Genomic DNA, 16625 nt, shown 5'->3' on the forward strand with positions numbered 1-16625 from the left:
CGCCGAATGCAAGTCCTCAAGCCCCAGGCGCTCGGCCTCTCGACGCGGCCCATCGAATTCCGCAAGCGGTTCGGACTCAGCGTCAGCGCGTACCTGCACCTGCCGTTCGCGCAGGGCGAGCGCGGCACGCTGTGGGCCGAGCAGTCGATGTGGTCCTTTCTTGCGAAGGAAATGGCGCAGCCGCTGATCGACGAAGGCGTTGCCAAGCTCACGCCCGAGTTCCTGGTGCACGGCAAGGCCTTCGCGCCGGCCGACCGACCCGATGCCTGCGCGGTGCGCGCGCGCTTCGGCGCGTGCGAGAAGACGCTGCTCGTCTTCGGCGAGCGGCACTGGGAGGGCACCCGCACCACCGCGCCGCAGCCCTTCGAGTCGCTGCCGCTCGACTGGGCTGCCGCATACGGCGGTGCCGATTTCGCGCAGAACCCGCAAGGACGGGGCCGGCAGGCACGCGACGGCGTCCTGTGGCTGCCGAACACCGAGTTGCCGCAAGACCGCCTGCTGAGGCCCGACCAGGCCATTGCGCCGGCCGGCTTCGGCGCGCTCGACCTGATGCATCCGCAGCGCGCGCAGTACCGCGGCACCTACGACGCCGACTACCTGAAGCTGCATGCGCCGGGCTTTGCGCCCGACACCGACTGGCGCTACTTCAACCTCGCGCCTCCCGACCAGTGGATGGCCGCGCCTCTCGCCGGCGACGAGCCCTTCGCCTTCGACAACATGCACCCGCAAAAGCCGCGCATCGAAGGCCGCCTGCCGGGCCTGCGCGCGCGCGTGTTCGTCGGCTACAGGATTGCCGGCAGCAGCGAGCCCAAGGTGCGCGAGGTGCCGCTGCGGCTGACCACCGTGTGGTTCTTCCCGCATGCGGAGCGCTGCATCGCGATCTTCCAGGGGCTGGCCGAGGTCGGTACCGACGACGGCTCCGACGTGGCCAGCCTGATGGGCGCGGTAGAGCGCACCGGCGAGCCGCGCAGCGACGCGCATTACCTTGAGGCCGCCGCGAAGCGCGCAGACCCGAAGATGGGCCCCGTCTACGCCATCATCGACAGCGACCTGCTGCCCGAAGGCATCAGCACGCTCGACCCCGACGTGGAAGCCGCCAAGGCGCCGTTCGGCATGGACGGCCTGCAGGGCGAGGCGCAGTATCGTCGCGCGGAGATGGATGTCGAATTCGCGCGCGACAAGGCCGTGGAAATGGGCAAGGACCCCGACGCGCTCGGCATCAGGATGCCGCCGCGCGAGAAGGTGCCGGTGGGCGATGAGCTGCCCCCGTACCTCGAGAAGAAGATGAAGGAGGCCAACGCGCAGGGCTGGGCCGCCGTCGAAGACGCCTTGACCGTGCTCGAGAAGGCGCTGGAAGCGGCGGAGCAGAACCGCATCGACCTCGCCAAGGTGCAGCACCGCGGGCCGCCGCTCTACAACGCCGAGAAGCATCTGGCCGAGATGCAGGCGCAGGCGGCGGGTAGCACCCGCAAGGTCGACCTGACGCCGATGTTCCCCAAGCTCTGCGAACTCGAGGAAGTGCAGCGCAAGGGCTACCTGCAGTCCGCGCATGTGCAGCCGCCGGCCTTTGCGATGCCGGCCGATGCGGCAGCGGTATTGCGTGCGGAGATGACGCGCGCCATCGCGGCCGGCATCAAGCTGTTTTCGCGCGCCGACTTCACGGGCGCCGACTTTTCTGGCCTCGACCTGCGCGAGGTGAACTTCGAAGGCGCATGGCTGGAGAGCACCAACTTCAGCAATGCCAATCTCTCGGGCGCCACTTTCGCGGGGGCGGTGCTCGCGCATGCGAACCTGGAAGGCGCCATTGCCATCGGTGTCAGCTTTCGCGAGGCCAACCTTGGCAAGGCGCGGCTCGCGCGCGCCGTGTTCGACGGCTGCGATTTCTCGCAGGCCATGCTCATGCACTGCGCCTTCGGCGGCACGCAGATGCGGCGCGCCAACTTCACGAAGGCCCAACTGCTCGAAACCACCTGGGGCGAGGCAGACTGGACCGGTGCACTGCTCGCGGGCCAGGTCTTCCACAAGCTCGACCTGAAGGGCATGCGCTGGCCCGAGGCCGACCTGTCGGCCTGCAACTTCATCGAATGCGACCTCACGGGCGTGGACATGCACGACGCCACGCTCGCAGCCGCCACCTTCGTCACCTGCAAGCTCGACGCCGCCCGGCTCATGGGCGCGAAGTGCGCCGGCGCCGTGGCCGTGAAGGGCACCAGCCTCGCCGATGCCGAGATGGGCCTGGCCGACCTGCGCAACTTCAACTTCGGCGCTTCGGACCTGCGCGGCGCGAAGCTGGTGCGTTCCGTGCTCGACGGCGCCAACCTCTGCGATGCGCGGCTCGACGGGGCCGACCTGCGGCTGGCCAGCGCCAAGGGCGTGCTGATGCGCAAGGCCGTGTGCACCGGCGCGCTGCTGTCGGGCGTGAACTTCAGCGACGCGGTGTTCCAGTCGGCCGACCTGCGCGGCGCCGACCTGCGGCGCAGCAACCTCTTCGGTGCCGACCTCAGCCGCGTGCGGCTCGACGGATCGACCAGCTTCGACGGCGCGTTGCTCCAGCGTGCGCGCACGTGGCCCAGGCTCACTCCTGAACAGCAGGCTGCAGCATGACACCGCAACTGCTCGCCATTGCCGTTGGCGTCGGGGAGACGCTGGAAGGCCTCGACCTGCGCAAGGGCCAGTTCGCGAAACTGCCGCTGGGCGGCGGCGTGTTCTCCAAGGTCAACTTCGCCGAAGCCGACCTGCGCGCAGCAGACCTGCGCGAGACCGTGTTCGACCAGTGCGACCTGCGCGGCGCGCTCGTCTCGGGCGCTAACCTTCGCAAGGCTGTGTTCAATCGCTGCCTGCTCGACCACGTCGATCTGCGCGAGGCCAACCTGCACGGTGCGGTGTTCACCGAATGCGACCTGACGCACGCGCAGCTGGCCGGCACCGTGCTCACCATGGCCACCGTCGCGAAGTGCCGGCTCGACCATGCGGTGCTGCGCGGCGCGCAGCTCGACTCGGCGGTGTTCAGCCAGTCGGTGCTGCTGGACGTGTGCGCCGACGACACCAGCTGGCACTACACCGCGGTGAACGAGTGCGACCTGTCGCACCTCACGTGGACCGGGGCGCGCATGCTGCGCAACGTGTTCTTCAAGACCTCGCTGAAAGGCATGTCGTTCGCGGGGCTGGAGCTGGAGGGTTGCCAGTTCTCGTCCACCGACCTGGGTGGCGCGGACTTCAGCGGCATCGTGCTGCGGCAGTGCAACTTCCAGGGCGCGCGGCTCGATGGAGCGAAGTTCGCGAAGGCGGTGGCGCCCTCGTCGATCTTCTGCGAGGCGGGCGGCACGGGGTGCGACTTCTCCGGCGCGAAGCTGAGGCAGGCGCTGTTCACCGGGGCCGTGCTGCCGCAGGCCAACTTCTCGGGCTGCGACCTGTACCAGACGCACTTCGCGGGCGCGAAGCTGCGCGGCGCCAACTTCACGGGCGCCGAACTCACCTATGCCGATTTCCGCCATGCCGACCTGGGCACCGCCGACCTGCGCCACGCCACGCTGATGCGCACCGTGCTGCATGGCGCCAATACGGAAGACGCGCAGATGACCGACCGCGCACGCGCCATCGAGAGCGACCCGGAGCTGGAGAAATCCGAGCGCTGGCAGCCGCTGGTCGCATGACGCCACATCGCAGCCACACCACATCGAAGCCAAGCAACGGAGGGAACACACCATGAAGACAAGCAGCCTGAAACCAGCGCCCGCCCAGGCCATCACCGGCCAATGGTGTGTGGGCGTGCTCGGCCTCGACGAGGTCGGGGCGCTCGTCGTCGACAGCGGTGGCCTGCGGCTTCGCACGCGGCGCGCGGCGAGCTGCCTGCTCGAACCCGCCGCTGGCGACAGCGTTGCCTGCCTGCGCATTGCGCCCGACGAGGTCTGGGTCATGGCCGTGCTGCAGCGCGAGGAAGGCACTGCCAACGTCGTCAGCTGCGAAGGCAACAACATGCGCATTGCCGTGGAGGGCGGCCGGCTCGAACTCGCGGCCGAAGAGCTCGACGTGGCCACCCAGCGCACGCGCCTGGCCGCCGACACCGCAGACGTCGTCGGCCGCCAGCTCACCGTGGTGGGCACTGGCATCAAGCTGGTCGGCTCGGTGCTGTCCTCGGTGATGGACCGCGTGCAGCATTTCAGCAAGCACTACCTGCGCACCACCGACGGCATCGACCGCGTGGCGGCCACGCATCTGGAGTGCGAGGCGAAGCAACTGCTGCGGCTCGAAGGCGAGCACACGCTGGTGAACGGCCGTGAGCTCATCAAGGCGCGCGGCGCGCAGATCCACTTCGGCTGAAGCGAAAAGGGAGAACAGGAAATGTTCGCCAACTGCCAGCTGATGGGCACCGACATGGGCTTTCCCGATGTCTGCATCACGCCCGCTGCGCCGTCGCCCATTCCGGTGCCATATCCGAACATCGCGATGGGGCCGATGGCGATTCCGAACTGCCCCACGATCCTCATCATGGGCGGGCCGGCGCACAACCTCGGCACCACCATTCCCATGACCAACGGCGACAACCCGGGCGTGATGCTGGGCGTGGCCTCGGGCACGGTGATGGGGCCGAGCCGCCATCTCACCGGCGCCTTCACGGTGCTGTGGATGGGCATGCCCGCGTCGCGGCTTACCAGCACGTCGCTGCAGAACAGCACCAATTGCCCCGGTGTGCGCACGGTGCCGAGCCAGCCGCTGGTGCTGTTGCTGGCGCCGTAGGCGGAGGTAGCTGCGCGGCCGCACGGCGGTGCGGCTCGCGAGGGAGGGGAACGCAAAAAAAAGGGACGGGAAGCATGGCCGATCACAAGTTCAGCATCCAGGGCGATTCGCCCGTAGTCGACAAGCTCATGTTCTGGCGCATCGTGGGCCACGAGGTGCTGGCGCGCCCCTCGGCCTACGAACTCACCGTGCTGACCGACAACGAAAGCATCGATGCCGCGGACATACTGGGCCGCTCCTTCGACGTCGTGATCGAATTCGCCGATGCCGATGGCGATACTCACAAGCGGCACTGCCAGGGGCATGCCGTGCGCTTCACGCGCGTGGCACAGAGTGGGCGCTTCCTCGAATACCGCATCAGCCTGCGCTCGTGGTTCTGGTTGCTGAGCAAGCGCGTCAACGCACGCATCCTGCAGAACAAGCCGGTGCTGGGCGTGATCGATGCCGTGCTCGACGACAGCCCCATCGGCAGCCTCAAGAAGCTCAAGGCGGGCGGCGTGGTCGGCCCCCATGAGCCCCACGTGTACTGCGTGCAATACCGGGAGAGCGACTACCAGTTTCTTTCGCGCCTTCTGGAAGAAGAGGGCATCTACTACTGGTTCGACGCGCACGACGCGCCCGGCACCCTGTACCTGTCGGACAGCAGCACGCTGGCACACGAGAAACTGCCCGTTGCCGACACGCTGAACCATGCAGAGCGCGGTGCGTCGGAAGGGCGCTTCAACGAGATCACGCGCTGGATAAGCTCGCGCCAATTCGAATCGGGCAAGTTCGCGTCGCGCGACCGGGACTTCAAGGTCATCAGCAAGCAGCTGCGCGCCGACAAGGGCGATCCCGACACGCACGAGCTGTCGGACCTGGAAGTGTTCGAGTTCCCGGGCGGCTATCAGTCGGGCGACGACACCGACAACCTCGCGCAGCTGCGGCTCGACGAGCTGATCGGCCGGCGGCAACGCCATTGGGCATTGACCAGCTGGCCCGACGTGGCGGCCGGGCGCAGCTTCGCGTTCAAGGGCGACCCCGACGGCAAGCGCGACGGTGACTACCTGATCGCGGCCTGCACATTCGTCGCGAGCCATCCCGGCTACGAGGGCGCGAACTTTCCCGAGAGCCAGCGTTCGATCGACGTCGTGCTGCACGACGCGCTGGCCGACGACCCCGTCAACACCGGGCTGGGCGAACTGGTGGGCGACCTGATCGCCGAGACGCCGGCGCTGAGTACCGGCCAACGCGCGAGCAGCAGTTTTTTGCTCACGGTGATTCCGCTGAACACGCCCTGGCGCCCGCCGCGCCTGACGCCGCGCGTCACCATGCCCGGCCCGCAGAGCGCCATCGTCACGGGCCGCAGCGGTGAGCAGATCTGGACCGAGGAGCACGGCCGCGTGAAGGTGCAGTTCCACTGGGACCGCTACGGCAAGAACGACGAGAACAGCTCATGCTGGGTGCGCGTGTCGCACCCCTGGGCCGGCAAGAGCTGGGGTGCGATCAGCATCCCGCGCATCGGCCAGGAAGTGATCGTCGATTTTCTGGATGGCGACCCCGACCAGCCCATCATCGTCGGCCGCTTCTACAACGGCGAATCGATGGCGCCCTTCGGCCTGCCGGCCGGCGCCGTGGTGAGCGGCATCAAGTCGAACACGCACAAGGGCAAGGGCTACAACGAACTGTCGATGGACGACACCGCCGGCAAGGAGAAGGTGACCATCCACGGCCAGTACGACATGAACACCACGGTCGAGAACAACCAGACGACCACCGTGCACAACAGCCGCACCGACACCATCGACGTGGATGACTCGGAGAGCGTGGGCAACAACCAGAAGCAGCACGTGGGCGTCGACCAGACCGTGTCGATAGGCTCCAACCGCAGCGAGACGGTGGGCGGCACCGAGACCATCGTCATCACCGGCCATCGCACCGAGACCGTGAACGGCGGCGAGACCGTGACCGTCAACGGCGGGCGCAGTCATACCGTGAATGGCATGCAGACCACCACCATTTCTGTGGCCGAGGCGCACACCGTTGGCGCGGGCCGCATGCACAGCGTGGGCGCGGGCGAGGCCATCAACGTGGGCGGCGTGCAGACCGTGAGCGTTGGCGGCGCGCAGATGGTGAGCGTGGGCGGCGTGCAAAAGGTGAGCGTGGGCGCGCTGCAGTCGATCTCCGTGGGCGGTCCGCACAAGCTGTCGGCCGCGGTGATCTCGGAGACATCGAAGGGGCCGATCAAGATCAAGGCGGGCGCGATCTGCATGGTCGAGGCGCCCACCATCATGCTCAAGGCGGGCGGCAGCAAGATCGTCATGAACGCCAGCGGCATCACCATCAAGGGCGCCAAGATCACCATCAAGGCCGACGGCAGCGCGTCGTTCAAGGCCGGTGGCTCGATCAAGATCAAGGGCTCCAACCTGGGGGAGGACTGAGCCGTGGAAGACCACACCGATCTTCAGAGCGCGCGCAGCGTGCTGCACAGCGTGGCGGCCTGGTCGAAGCTGTCGGGCCAGGGCGTGGCGGTGGCCGCCTTTGCCGGCTTCGATGCCGAGGGGCGCTTCCTGGTCACGCTGGGCGATGGCATGACGCCGGTGCAGGCGCTCTCGACAGTGGGCCTGGCGCCTGGTGATGCAGGCGCGGCGATCGTCGTGGCCTTCGAGCAGGGCGAGGTGCGGCACCCGGTCATCGTCGGACGCGTGCAGCCGCTGCGCACCGAGACGGCATCGGCACTCGATGCGCGCGTGGATGGCGAGCGCGTCGTGCTGCAGGGGCGCGAGCGCATCGAGCTGCGCTGCGGCGAGGCCAGCATCGTCCTCACGCGTGCGGGCAAAGTGTTGATCAACGGCAACTACGTGCTCACGCGCTCGCGCGGTGCGAACCGCGTCAAGGGTGCCTACGTGGGCATCAACTGACGAACGAGGCACACGCCATGTGGCAGCTCGAAAACCGCACACCCTATGCCGCCGAACGCACCTGGGTGCGCGACCGCGACGGAGCGGAGATCTGGCTCGTGGCGGTGAAGTGCAGCTTCGATATTTCGCCCGATGGCGAGACGAGCGTTGCCCCCGAACAACCATCCGTCGCGCAGGCGCCCGTCTTCGTCGACGAGGCCGCGCCGCAGCCCAGCCTGCTCTACGAGATGGACCTGGTTCGCACCAAGCTGACGACCGACGTGCTGTTGATCGGCAATGCGCATGCGCCCGGTGGAGTGCCCGTGACGCAGCTCGACGTGGGCCTGCGCGTCGGCCCGATTGCCAAGCGGCTGCGCGTGACCGGCGACCGCGTGTGGCTCGGCGGCGCGCCATCGGAGCCCGAGCCTTTCAGCACCATGCCGCTGGTGTGGGAGCGCGCATACGGCGGTGTCGATCCGTGGACGCGCGATGCGCCGTTGCCGCAGTTCGATGTGCGCAATCCGGTGGGCACGGGCTTTGTGATGGAGGCTGCACATGCGGAAGGTGTGCGACTGCCGAATATCGAGTATCCGGATCAATGCGTGCGGGCGTGGAGCGACCGGCCGGAGCCTGCGGGCTTCGGGCCGCTGTGCAATCACTGGCAGCCGCGCGCGAGGTTTGCGGGGACGTATGACGAAGCGTGGCAGCGGGATCGGTTGCCGCTGCTGCCGGTGGATTTCGATGATCGGCACTATCAGTGCGCGCCTGTGGACCAGCAGGCGCCGCAGTTTCTCATCGGTGGAGAGCCGGTGGTGCTGATCCATCTCTGGCCACAAGCCGGACAGCTGCGTTTCGAACTGCCGCGAGTGATTCTTGGCCTCGAGACATTCTTCATCGACGGCGACCGTGTGCCGCACGAGCGGCCGAGGTTGCACACGGTGATCGTCGAGCCCGATCACTCGCGTGTCTCGCTGGTGTGGCACAGCGCGCTGCCTTGTCATCCCAAGGTGCACAAGCTGCTGCGAACTCGCATCGTCGAGAAGCGCCTCGTGCGTCTGGGCGAGCAGCTCGACGAAACCGGAGTGTCGGCATGACCGCTGCCGCCTTGCAGATTGCCGGTCTCGGTGCGTGCACGCCCATAGGCCGCAACGCGTGGTCGAGTGCCGCCGCGGCGCGCGCCGGTGTTTGCGGCTTCGGCGAGCATCCGTTCTTGATCGATTCGGCGGGTGAACCGATGCGTGTGGCCCGCGCGCCGTGGATAGGTGCGGACGTCGACGCGCAGCAGCGCTGCGCCGCCCTGCTGCTGCCGGCCATCGAGGAAGCCATGCGACCACTCGTAGCTGCCGGCGCCGCGGTGCATTGCCGGCTCGGTCTGGCCCTGGCCCTGCCACCTCCGCGCGCTGGACGGCCGGCGGACCTGCGGGATGCGTTGCTGGCACATGTCACACAGCGGCACCAAGAGCTCTTCAATGCATCGCGGGTCTTCGAGATCGGCCATGCGGGTGGACATCTGGCGCTCGACGCGGCGGCGCGTGGTTGTGCCGGTGCCTCGATCGACGCGTGTCTGGTCTGCGGTGTCGATACTTACCTCGCACCGGAAACGCTCGAATGGGTCGAGGCCAGCGACCAGCTTCATGGCGGCGGCGTGCTCAACAACCCCTGGGGATTCATTCCCGGCGAGGCAGCGGGCGCCGTATTGGTCGCCTCGCACGAGTTCACGGCGCGAGCCGGCTTGACTTCGCTCGCGACGCTCGACGAGCCCGGCCTGGGGCTGGAGACGCGGCTCATCAAGAGCGGGGAGGTCTGCATCGGCGACGGACTCACGCAGGCCTTTCGCCAGGCCCTGAAATCGCTGGACCAGAACGACCTGGTACATAACGTCTTCTGCGACATGAACGGCGAGACCTATCGCGCCGACGAGTACGGGTTTACCGTGCTGCGGACGAAGGAGCACTTTCGCAATGCCACCGATTTCGTGGCGCCGGCCGATTGCTGGGGCGACGTGGGAGCTGCCGGAATGCCGCTGCACATTGCCCTTGCAGTCATCTCCCATCTCAAGCACTACGGCAAGGGGCCGGTGTCGATGGTGTGGGCCAGTTCCGAGTCCGGCGAGCGTGGCGCCGTACTGGTACGCGGCATCGAGCCGCGCGATGGCTGAGGCCCGCCATGCCCGTCACGATCCGGGTCAATGGCACTGTGGGCTCGCTCGTCCACAAGATGAGTAGCGGGATCACCACCGCGACCATTCCGGACGTCTGCAAGACGCCGAGTCCAGGTGGCCCAGTGCCCGTGCCCTATCCGAACATCGCGCAATCCATCACGTTGACCAACGGGACAACCACCGTCAAGGGTGACAAGGTGATGGCGGCGAACAAGGGCTCGAAGTTCGCGCTCTCCAACGGCGACAACGCCGGTGTGGCCGGTGGCGTGAAGTCGAGCACCTTCATGAAGGAGGCCACCTGGATCCTCTATTCGTTCGACGTGAAGATGGACGGCAAGAACGCCGCACGCTTCATGGACAAGATGTTCCACAACTCGGAGAACGCGGCCAATCTTGCTGGCATTCTCCAGTCGGTAGTCAAGGATCTCGGACTCGACGCCGACGAGGAGGCGATGGCGAACAAGCTCTGCGAAGAGTTCTGCAAAGACCTCGCGAAAGGCCATGTGAAGGGGCCGCGTGGTGGTTGGAGCCGGGATCCTTCCTCGAGCGGCAACTGGTCTTACGAACTGGAATCTCGCCTGAGCAATCCGTTATCGTCGGCCGCGCGCGCGATCCAGAAGCTCGGCGGCCTGATCACCCAGCAATTCACGCGCTCCTACGGCCTGCTGATTCCCGATGTGGTGTTGTCGCTCGGCACGGATGCGGCGGGTGTGCCGATCGTGAAGCGCTGTTTCGATTTCAAGTTTCCCGGAGATCGTTGGCGCAAGACGCAGAAGCTGCGGCAGCAGAAGCTGGCCAACGGCAACAAGCCGGTGAAGATCAACGCCAAGAACTGCGATTGCTGAGAAAAGGAGCACCCCATGAGCGAAGCGACTGACAAGCTGGTTTTTTCCGGCGGCGATGGAATCTACCTGCGGCTCGTGACTGACATCACGCTGTATTGGCGCGGGTCGATGTTCGATCACGCGCAAGGCATCCAGAACTTCTATGCGAAGGCACTCGGCGTGATCGGCAGCTACCTGAAGTTCTACCGAACCGAATCGATGGAGGGCTCCAGGCCACTCAAGGCCGACTCTCTGCAGCTACTGCCCGACTGGTTCCTCAAGCGCAAGGGAAAGGGCAAAGGCATCTATATGCTGAGCCTTGAAGGCGGCAACGACAAGGACGAGCCCTCGGAGCATGGCTTCTACTTGCTGGCCGATCAAGAAGAGGAAACGCGGGTGGGCGCGGTACGGCTCATTCTTCCATCCTGGTTCATGGACACAGGGTATGAAAGCGTCGCGAACCTGCTGGCCGAGCTGGTCGCGGGCTTCGATTTCGACTCGGGGCACGCAGGTTTCGCGGTCAACTGGGACCCGGAGGGAGAGTACGAGAACGAGGCTGCGAGCCAGATGCTGATGCTCGCAAAGAAGTACCCGGGCATCGATCTGAACTACATGGACTCGACCATCATCGCCCTGCAGCAATCCGATGCGCCCGCCCTCAAGTGCGTGAACTGGCTCACGCTCGTTGGGGCCGGGCTTCAGCAGCGGCTGCCCGCGCTGGAAGAGTTGCGCGAGGAATTGGGGCGCGCCTGCCCGGTGCATGAGCTGCCGAGCTGCTGGGTGATCCAGGCCGGCCCGGCACCGGCCCTGGGCTATCCGGACAGGGACGAAATGAAGCCCTATCACCGCGTCGGCTCGTCGTTGGCGTCGGTGCGTCTGCAGCGGCACCCGGCGATCTTTGCCGAGTCGGATCCGGGCTATGGAACGGACGAATGGTTGGCGCGATTCGACTGACACGCGGAGGTGCGCGATGAATGATCCCGACACTTCGTCGCCTACCCTGAGCGATGTCCTGGTCGAACACACCGACGAAGCCTCCTTCCTCTGGCTCCAACGCGCCAGCGCAGTCCACGCCCCCAACTACTCGCCCCAGCAATTCGCCGACCTCGACGAGCGCCTCGCCGCCCACATCGACGGCCTGCGCGTTGCCGGCGATGAAGGCTGGCAGCATGCACTGGCGATCACCGACAACGAAGGCCCCGAAGACTTCTTCGTCGCCGCCGTGCTCGCCATCGAGGCGGTCGATGGCCGCTTCGACGATCTGGTCGAGCGCGCCAAGGACCTGCCCGAGGTCGTGCCCGGCCTGATCTCCGCGCTGGGCTGGGTCGAGCCGAAGTATCTTGGCGGCCGCGTCAGGGCCTTGCTCGAGGACGCCTCTCCTTTGCGGCAGAAGCTCGGCGTGGCAGCCTGCGCGCTGCATCGGCGCGACGTGGGCCCGCTGCTCGGGCAGCTGCTTGCGGGCGCTCCAGACAGCGTGCGCATCCGCGCGCTGCGTGCAGCCGGCGAGCTGGGCCGTGCCGACCTGTTGCCGCAGGCCCAATCGCTGTTCGGCGAGGCCAAGCCCGAGCTGCGCTTCTGGGCCGCGTGGGCGGCGGTGCTGCTCGGCGACCGGGCGCAGGCGCTGGACGTGCTTGCGGCCTTTGCACTGAAGAGCGGGCCGCGCCAGCCGCGCGCTTTCCAGCTCGCACTGCAGGCGATGGCGCTGGCACCGGGCCACGCGCTGCTGCTCGACAGCGCCGCGCTGCCCGAGGCGCAGCGCCTGCGCATCATCGGCTCGGGCTTCATCGGCGACGCGCGCTATGTGCCCTGGCTCATCGAGCAGATGGCGCAGCCGGCCACGGCGCGTATCGCGGCCGAGGCCTTCGTCACCATCACGGGCGTGGACTTCAACCTCGCGCAGATGGAGGTTCCGCCGCCCGACGGCTTCGAGGATGGGCCGACCGACGACCCCGACGACGACAACGTCGAGCTGCCCGAGGACATCGCCTTGCCCTGGCCCGACATCGACAAGATCCGTGCGTGGTGGCAGCAGAATGGTGCACGCTTTGCCCCAGGTGTGCGGCTCTTCATGGGGCAACCGGTCTCGCCCGACAGCTGTACGGGTGTGCTGCGTGAGGGCTTCCAGCGTCAGCGCGTGGCAGCGGCGCTGCATCTGGCGCTGCTCGACGCGCGCGCACCGCTGTTCGCAACCAGCGCGCCGGCATGGCGGCAGCAGCGCTGGCTTGGCGACGGCATACCTCTTTAGGCGAGATTGCCAACATGCCCCACGGAATGAATACTCCTTGCGAGTTTGTTCGGGCGCATTCAGGCACAGAGCCTTCGGGGGCCGATTCATGATCCATATCGCTGTCATCACCCGGCAAGGCGCTCCGGCGGGGCAGGCCATTGCCGCGGACTTCGGACCCAATGGCGGAACCATCGGCCGGGCCGACACCAACACGCTGGTGCTGGACGACCCGGACCGCACCGTCTCGCGCGTGCATGCGCAGGTGCTGTGCCGTGACGGTCAGTACTTCGTCATCGATCGGGGCAGCAACCCGATGCAGTGCAACGGCGTGTCGCTGGGCTCGGGCAAGGAGGCCGCGCTGACCGATGGCGCGCGGCTGGTGGTGGGCAGCTTCGAGCTCACGGTGCGCGTGACGGCCGCCGCGCCGCCGTCGCTGGCCATCCCGAACACGGTGCTTGGAGGGGCTGCCATGGCCGCGCCAGCCGCACCTTCGAGCGACGACCCCTTTGCCGACCTGCTGGCGGGCCTCGCGCCGCCGGCCGCACCAGCGGCAGCGCCCGCCCCAACCCCTGCCACGGCACTGCCTGATTCGCTGCTGTTCCCCGACCCGATGGAAAGCGGCTCGCGCAACGTGCAAGCCGCGCAGATCGATCCTTTCGCGAACCTGCTGGGGCCCACGCCGTCGTCGACGCCGGCGGCCGGTCTTGGCGCGCTCGACGATTTCTCCGACCTCGGCGCGCCGCCCGCGCACGGCAAGGCCGCGGGCATCGACGAGCTGTTCGGCGGCATGGGCAATAGTGGCGGCGGCATCGGCGGCGATCCGCTCGCGCTGTCGCCGCTGGCCGATCCGCTGCTGCAGCCCAATACCGCTTCCGAAGCCGATCCGCTGGCCGCGCTGCAGCACGCGGCGCCGCGTACGCCCACGCCGCGCTCCGACCATCTGCCGATCGACCAGTTCGGCTTCACGCCGCCGAAGGCCATCGAGCCGCCACCACCGCCGCCACCGTCTGCACCGCCTCCAGTGGCTGCGCCGGTGCCCGTGCAACCGCTGGCGCAGTTCGACGACATCACCGGCCAGCCGATACGCATCAGCGGGCCGGAGAATTCCGGCAGGCCCGCCGAGTCGCTGCCGCCGCCCATCGACATCGCGCCTGCGCCACCAGCCAGGCGCACCGCGGCAACGACGCCGCCAGAGCGCATCGCCACCGATGACGAGCTGCTCGCCGCCTTCCTGCGCGGCCTGGCCAGCACGCACCAGCCACCCGAGATGCTCACGCCGGGCCTGATGGAGCGCATCGGCTCGATGCTGCGCAGCGCCACCGAGGGCACGCTGCAGCTGCTGCTCACGCGCCAGGAGTTCAAGCGCGAGGTGCGCGCCGAGGTCACGATGATCGCGGCGCAGGCCAACAACCCGCTGAAGTTCTCGCCCACGGTCGAGGTGGCGCTGGCCCATCTGCTGGGGCCCGGCGTGCGTGGCTTCATGCCGCCCGAGGCCGCGATGCGCGATGCCTTCAACGACCTGCGCGCACACCAGTTCGGCGTGATGGTGGGCATGCGCGCGGCGCTGGCCCATGTCATCGGGCGCTTCGAGCCGGCGGAGCTGGAGAAGAAGATCAGCGCCAAGTCGGCGCTCGACGCGCTCTTCAGCGCCAACCGCAAGGCCAAGCTCTGGGACCAGTTCGTGTCGCTCTATGGCGGCATCGCGAGCGAGGCGGAGGACGACTTCCACAGCCTCTTCGGCAAGGCCTTCCTCGAGGCCTACGAAGAGCAGATGGCACGCCTGAAGTCCGACGCCTGAAAAGAATCAAAACAACCCCAGCACCCGCGAGGCACCCCGCTTGGAAATCGAAATCGTCACGCTCTCCCGGCAGGGAGGCCGCACCTACAACGAGGACGTGCACGGCCATTGGCACGACGAGCGCTATGTCGCCTGCCTGGTGGCCGACGGCGCGGGCGGCCACGGCGGGGGCGACGTGGCGGCGGCCACCGCGCGCGGCAGCATGCTCGGTGGCTTCTCGGCCGCGCCGGGGCTCGACGAAGCCACGCTGCGCCGGCTGGTGGAGCAGGCCAACCTCGACGTGGTGGCGCGCCAGGCCGAGGGCGGCAAGCTCGCGGGCATGCGCTCGACCATCGTGTTCGCGGCCATCGACCTCGAAAGCCAGGCTCTGGCGTGGGTGCACAGCGGCGACAGCCGGGCATACCTGTTCCGTGGCGGCGCCATCGTGGCGCGCACCACCGATCACAGCCTGGTGCAGCAGATGGTGGCCGGCGGCATGCTCGACGAAGAGGGCGCGCGGCTGCATCCGCAGCGCAACATGCTGCTGTCGGCGCTGGGCTCGGTGGAAGAGGCGCCCGACATCGCGGTGTCGGACCGCATGCGCCTCTTGCCCGGCGACGTGCTGCTGCTGTGCAGCGACGGCGTGTGGGAGCCGCTGGGCGACGAGTGCCTGATAGACACGCTGCATGCCTCCCGCACACCCAGCCAGTGGACCGAGCTGATCGACGCGCAGGTCAAGGCGAATGCCAAGCCGGGGTACGACAACTACACGGCGCTCACGCTGTGGGTGATCGAGGACGACGAAGACGACGCGACGCGGCTGATGCCCGAGAACGCCGCATCGACGGACACCTGAGCCCCAAAAGAAAAACGCCCGTCCATCGGACGGGCGCCAGGCTGGCGGTCGCTGGGGCCGCTCAGCTGTACTTCTTGGCCGTCTTCTTGACCTTCTTCAACGCGCTGCGCAGCAACATGGGCATGTCTTCCCGGTTCGGCAGGTTGGTGTAGTTGTCGATGCCCTGCTCCTTGCAGCAGTTGGCACAGGCGTTGTTGAGCAGGTCGAGCGCGTAGCGTGTCTTGCTGATCGTGCTGGACGCACCGGGCTCCCGGAACGGATCGAAGATGCCGTCCGGCAGGACCTTGTATCCGAGCGCTATCACCTGCGTCTGGAAGTGCGTGATGTGCTTCTGCGTGATCTGCCCGTAGTAGCCGTCCACGACGATCACCTCTGTCTGGCCGGGAGGTGGGTTCAGATCGTGGTTGAAGCCGAGCAGTTCGTAGTAGAAGATCTTGAACAGCGCCTGCACGAGCATCACGTCTTCACGTGTGTTGGAGCCGATCCGGCCGACCGACCAGTCGGTGTTGTAGGTCGTGAGCAGCGCGCCGCTGCTGCCGATGGTTGGGGTGCTGAATGCCATTGCATTGCTCCGGTGCGGTGAGGACGCATGGAAACTGCACCGGGCACTGGCGCGCCCGATGCCGTGCCCGGCGGTCCGTCGCCCGTCAGCGGGTTTCGGTGGTTGCCACGTTCCAGCCGAACTTGACTTCGCCGCCGCCGGCGCCCTTGTCGTCCTGGGCCTTGTAGGCGAACTCGATGTCCTTGAACGAGCACATCACCTGTTCGTACACGTCGCCGCCCTGCGCGCCGCCGGGGCTCACGGCAGAGATGAAGACTTCCTTCATCGTGACCTTCAGGTACTCCTGCTGGCCTTCGCCGGCCTTGCGGCAGGTCAGGACCATGTCCTTGAAGTGCTTGCCGCTCACGCAGTTCTTGGCCAGCACCGGGGAGGCCTTGTCGTAGGTGTGCGTGAAGTGGAATTCACCGGGCGTGGCCTTGCCCTTGCCCGAGCCGCCGCCGGAGCCTGCGCCCGACGAGTTGGCCACGTTCCAGGACCACGACGAAATCTCGATCTCGTCCTTGTGGTCCTTGTGGGAAGACTCGCCCTTGACGCCGTCGAGCTTGATGTGAAAGTCAGATGACATGTTCCTACTCCTTGGAACCCGATTGCGTTCGGGCGGT

At 67.2% G+C, this 16625-nt stretch carries 15 protein-coding genes; 13 read left to right on the plus strand and 2 right to left on the minus strand.

The window, feature by feature from the left end; genetic code table 11:
- Positions 1-6: 6 nt before the first annotated feature.
- From BLV60_RS28915 to BLV60_RS28975, 13 genes are all read left to right on the plus strand, one after another.
- Complete coding sequence (locus BLV60_RS28915; RefSeq protein WP_093058749.1) at positions 7-2604, plus strand: DUF2169 family type VI secretion system accessory protein; 2598 nt, start codon at positions 7-9, stop codon at positions 2602-2604.
- Entirely contained in the window at positions 2601-3653 is a 1053-nt protein-coding gene (locus BLV60_RS28920) for a pentapeptide repeat-containing protein (protein ID WP_093058750.1), read from the plus strand. Before BLV60_RS28915 ends, BLV60_RS28920 begins: the two co-directional genes overlap by 4 nt.
- 52 nt (positions 3654-3705) lie before the next feature.
- Positions 3706-4320, plus strand: a complete 615-nt coding sequence (locus BLV60_RS28925) for a DUF3540 domain-containing protein (RefSeq protein WP_093058751.1) — start codon at positions 3706-3708, stop codon at positions 4318-4320.
- 21 nt (positions 4321-4341) lie between these two features.
- Complete coding sequence (locus BLV60_RS28930; protein ID WP_093058752.1) at positions 4342-4737, plus strand: DUF4150 domain-containing protein; 396 nt, start codon at positions 4342-4344, stop codon at positions 4735-4737.
- A 74-nt stretch (positions 4738-4811) separates the two neighbouring features.
- Entirely contained in the window at positions 4812-7157 is a 2346-nt protein-coding gene (locus BLV60_RS28935; protein WP_093058753.1) for a type VI secretion system Vgr family protein, read from the plus strand.
- A 3-nt stretch (positions 7158-7160) separates the two neighbouring features.
- Positions 7161-7637, plus strand: coding sequence for a DUF6484 domain-containing protein (locus tag BLV60_RS28940; protein WP_093058754.1), 477 nt, complete (start codon positions 7161-7163; stop codon positions 7635-7637).
- Positions 7638-7654: 17 nt separating this feature from the next.
- Complete coding sequence (locus tag BLV60_RS28945; protein WP_093058755.1) at positions 7655-8710, plus strand: DUF2169 family type VI secretion system accessory protein; 1056 nt, start codon at positions 7655-7657, stop codon at positions 8708-8710.
- Positions 8707-9774: a hypothetical protein gene (locus tag BLV60_RS28950; protein WP_093058756.1), complete on the plus strand. Its 1068-nt coding sequence runs from the start codon at positions 8707-8709 to the stop codon at positions 9772-9774. The genes BLV60_RS28945 and BLV60_RS28950 overlap by 4 nt, the downstream gene beginning before the upstream one ends.
- An 8-nt stretch (positions 9775-9782) precedes the next feature.
- Entirely contained in the window at positions 9783-10622 is an 840-nt protein-coding gene (locus BLV60_RS28955) for a DUF4150 domain-containing protein (protein ID WP_093058757.1), read from the plus strand.
- Between the two features lie 15 nt (positions 10623-10637).
- Positions 10638-11555: a type VI immunity family protein gene (locus BLV60_RS28960; protein ID WP_093058758.1), complete on the plus strand. Its 918-nt coding sequence runs from the start codon at positions 10638-10640 to the stop codon at positions 11553-11555.
- A gap of 16 nt (positions 11556-11571) precedes the next feature.
- Positions 11572-12846 (plus strand): TIGR02270 family protein, encoded by a 1275-nt coding sequence (locus BLV60_RS28965; protein ID WP_093058759.1) that lies wholly within the window; start codon positions 11572-11574, stop codon positions 12844-12846.
- A gap of 88 nt (positions 12847-12934) precedes the next feature.
- Positions 12935-14626: a type VI secretion system-associated FHA domain protein TagH gene (tagH, locus tag BLV60_RS28970; protein ID WP_093058760.1), complete on the plus strand. Its 1692-nt coding sequence runs from the start codon at positions 12935-12937 to the stop codon at positions 14624-14626.
- A gap of 40 nt (positions 14627-14666) precedes the next feature.
- Entirely contained in the window at positions 14667-15461 is a 795-nt protein-coding gene (locus BLV60_RS28975) for a PP2C family protein-serine/threonine phosphatase (RefSeq protein ID WP_093058761.1), read from the plus strand.
- A 61-nt stretch (positions 15462-15522) separates the two neighbouring features.
- Here the strand turns inward: BLV60_RS28975 and BLV60_RS28980 are convergent, their stop codons facing one another.
- Together BLV60_RS28980 and BLV60_RS28985 are read right to left on the minus strand one after the other, a co-directional pair.
- Complete coding sequence (locus BLV60_RS28980) at positions 15523-16023, minus strand: peptidoglycan-binding domain-containing protein (RefSeq protein ID WP_093058762.1); 501 nt, start codon at positions 16021-16023, stop codon at positions 15523-15525.
- 85 nt (positions 16024-16108) lie between these two features.
- The gene (locus BLV60_RS28985) at positions 16109-16588 is read right to left on the minus strand and encodes an Hcp family type VI secretion system effector (protein ID WP_093058763.1); all 480 of its coding nucleotides are present in this window, start codon (positions 16586-16588) and stop codon (positions 16109-16111) included.
- Positions 16589-16625 lie beyond the last annotated feature (37 nt).

This window comes from Variovorax sp. YR634, from assembly GCF_900106655.1.
GTDB lineage: Bacteria > Pseudomonadota > Gammaproteobacteria > Burkholderiales > Burkholderiaceae_C > Variovorax.

Coding starts and splice junctions, on each gene's coding strand:
- BLV60_RS28915 (WP_093058749.1), top strand. CDS start 7: ATGCAAGTCCTCAAGCCCCAGGCGCTCGGCCTCTCGACGCGGCCCATC.
- BLV60_RS28920 (WP_093058750.1), top strand. CDS start 2,601: ATGACACCGCAACTGCTCGCCATTGCCGTTGGCGTCGGGGAGACGCTG.
- BLV60_RS28925 (WP_093058751.1), top strand. CDS start 3,706: ATGAAGACAAGCAGCCTGAAACCAGCGCCCGCCCAGGCCATCACCGGC.
- BLV60_RS28930 (WP_093058752.1), top strand. CDS start 4,342: ATGTTCGCCAACTGCCAGCTGATGGGCACCGACATGGGCTTTCCCGAT.
- BLV60_RS28935 (WP_093058753.1), top strand. CDS start 4,812: ATGGCCGATCACAAGTTCAGCATCCAGGGCGATTCGCCCGTAGTCGAC.
- BLV60_RS28945 (WP_093058755.1), top strand. CDS start 7,655: ATGTGGCAGCTCGAAAACCGCACACCCTATGCCGCCGAACGCACCTGG.
- BLV60_RS28950 (WP_093058756.1), top strand. CDS start 8,707: ATGACCGCTGCCGCCTTGCAGATTGCCGGTCTCGGTGCGTGCACGCCC.
- BLV60_RS28955 (WP_093058757.1), top strand. CDS start 9,783: ATGCCCGTCACGATCCGGGTCAATGGCACTGTGGGCTCGCTCGTCCAC.
- BLV60_RS28960 (WP_093058758.1), top strand. CDS start 10,638: ATGAGCGAAGCGACTGACAAGCTGGTTTTTTCCGGCGGCGATGGAATC.
- BLV60_RS28965 (WP_093058759.1), top strand. CDS start 11,572: ATGAATGATCCCGACACTTCGTCGCCTACCCTGAGCGATGTCCTGGTC.
- tagH (WP_093058760.1), top strand. CDS start 12,935: ATGATCCATATCGCTGTCATCACCCGGCAAGGCGCTCCGGCGGGGCAG.
- BLV60_RS28980 (WP_093058762.1), bottom strand. CDS start 16,023: ATGGCATTCAGCACCCCAACCATCGGCAGCAGCGGCGCGCTGCTCACG.
- BLV60_RS28985 (WP_093058763.1), bottom strand. CDS start 16,588: ATGTCATCTGACTTTCACATCAAGCTCGACGGCGTCAAGGGCGAGTCT.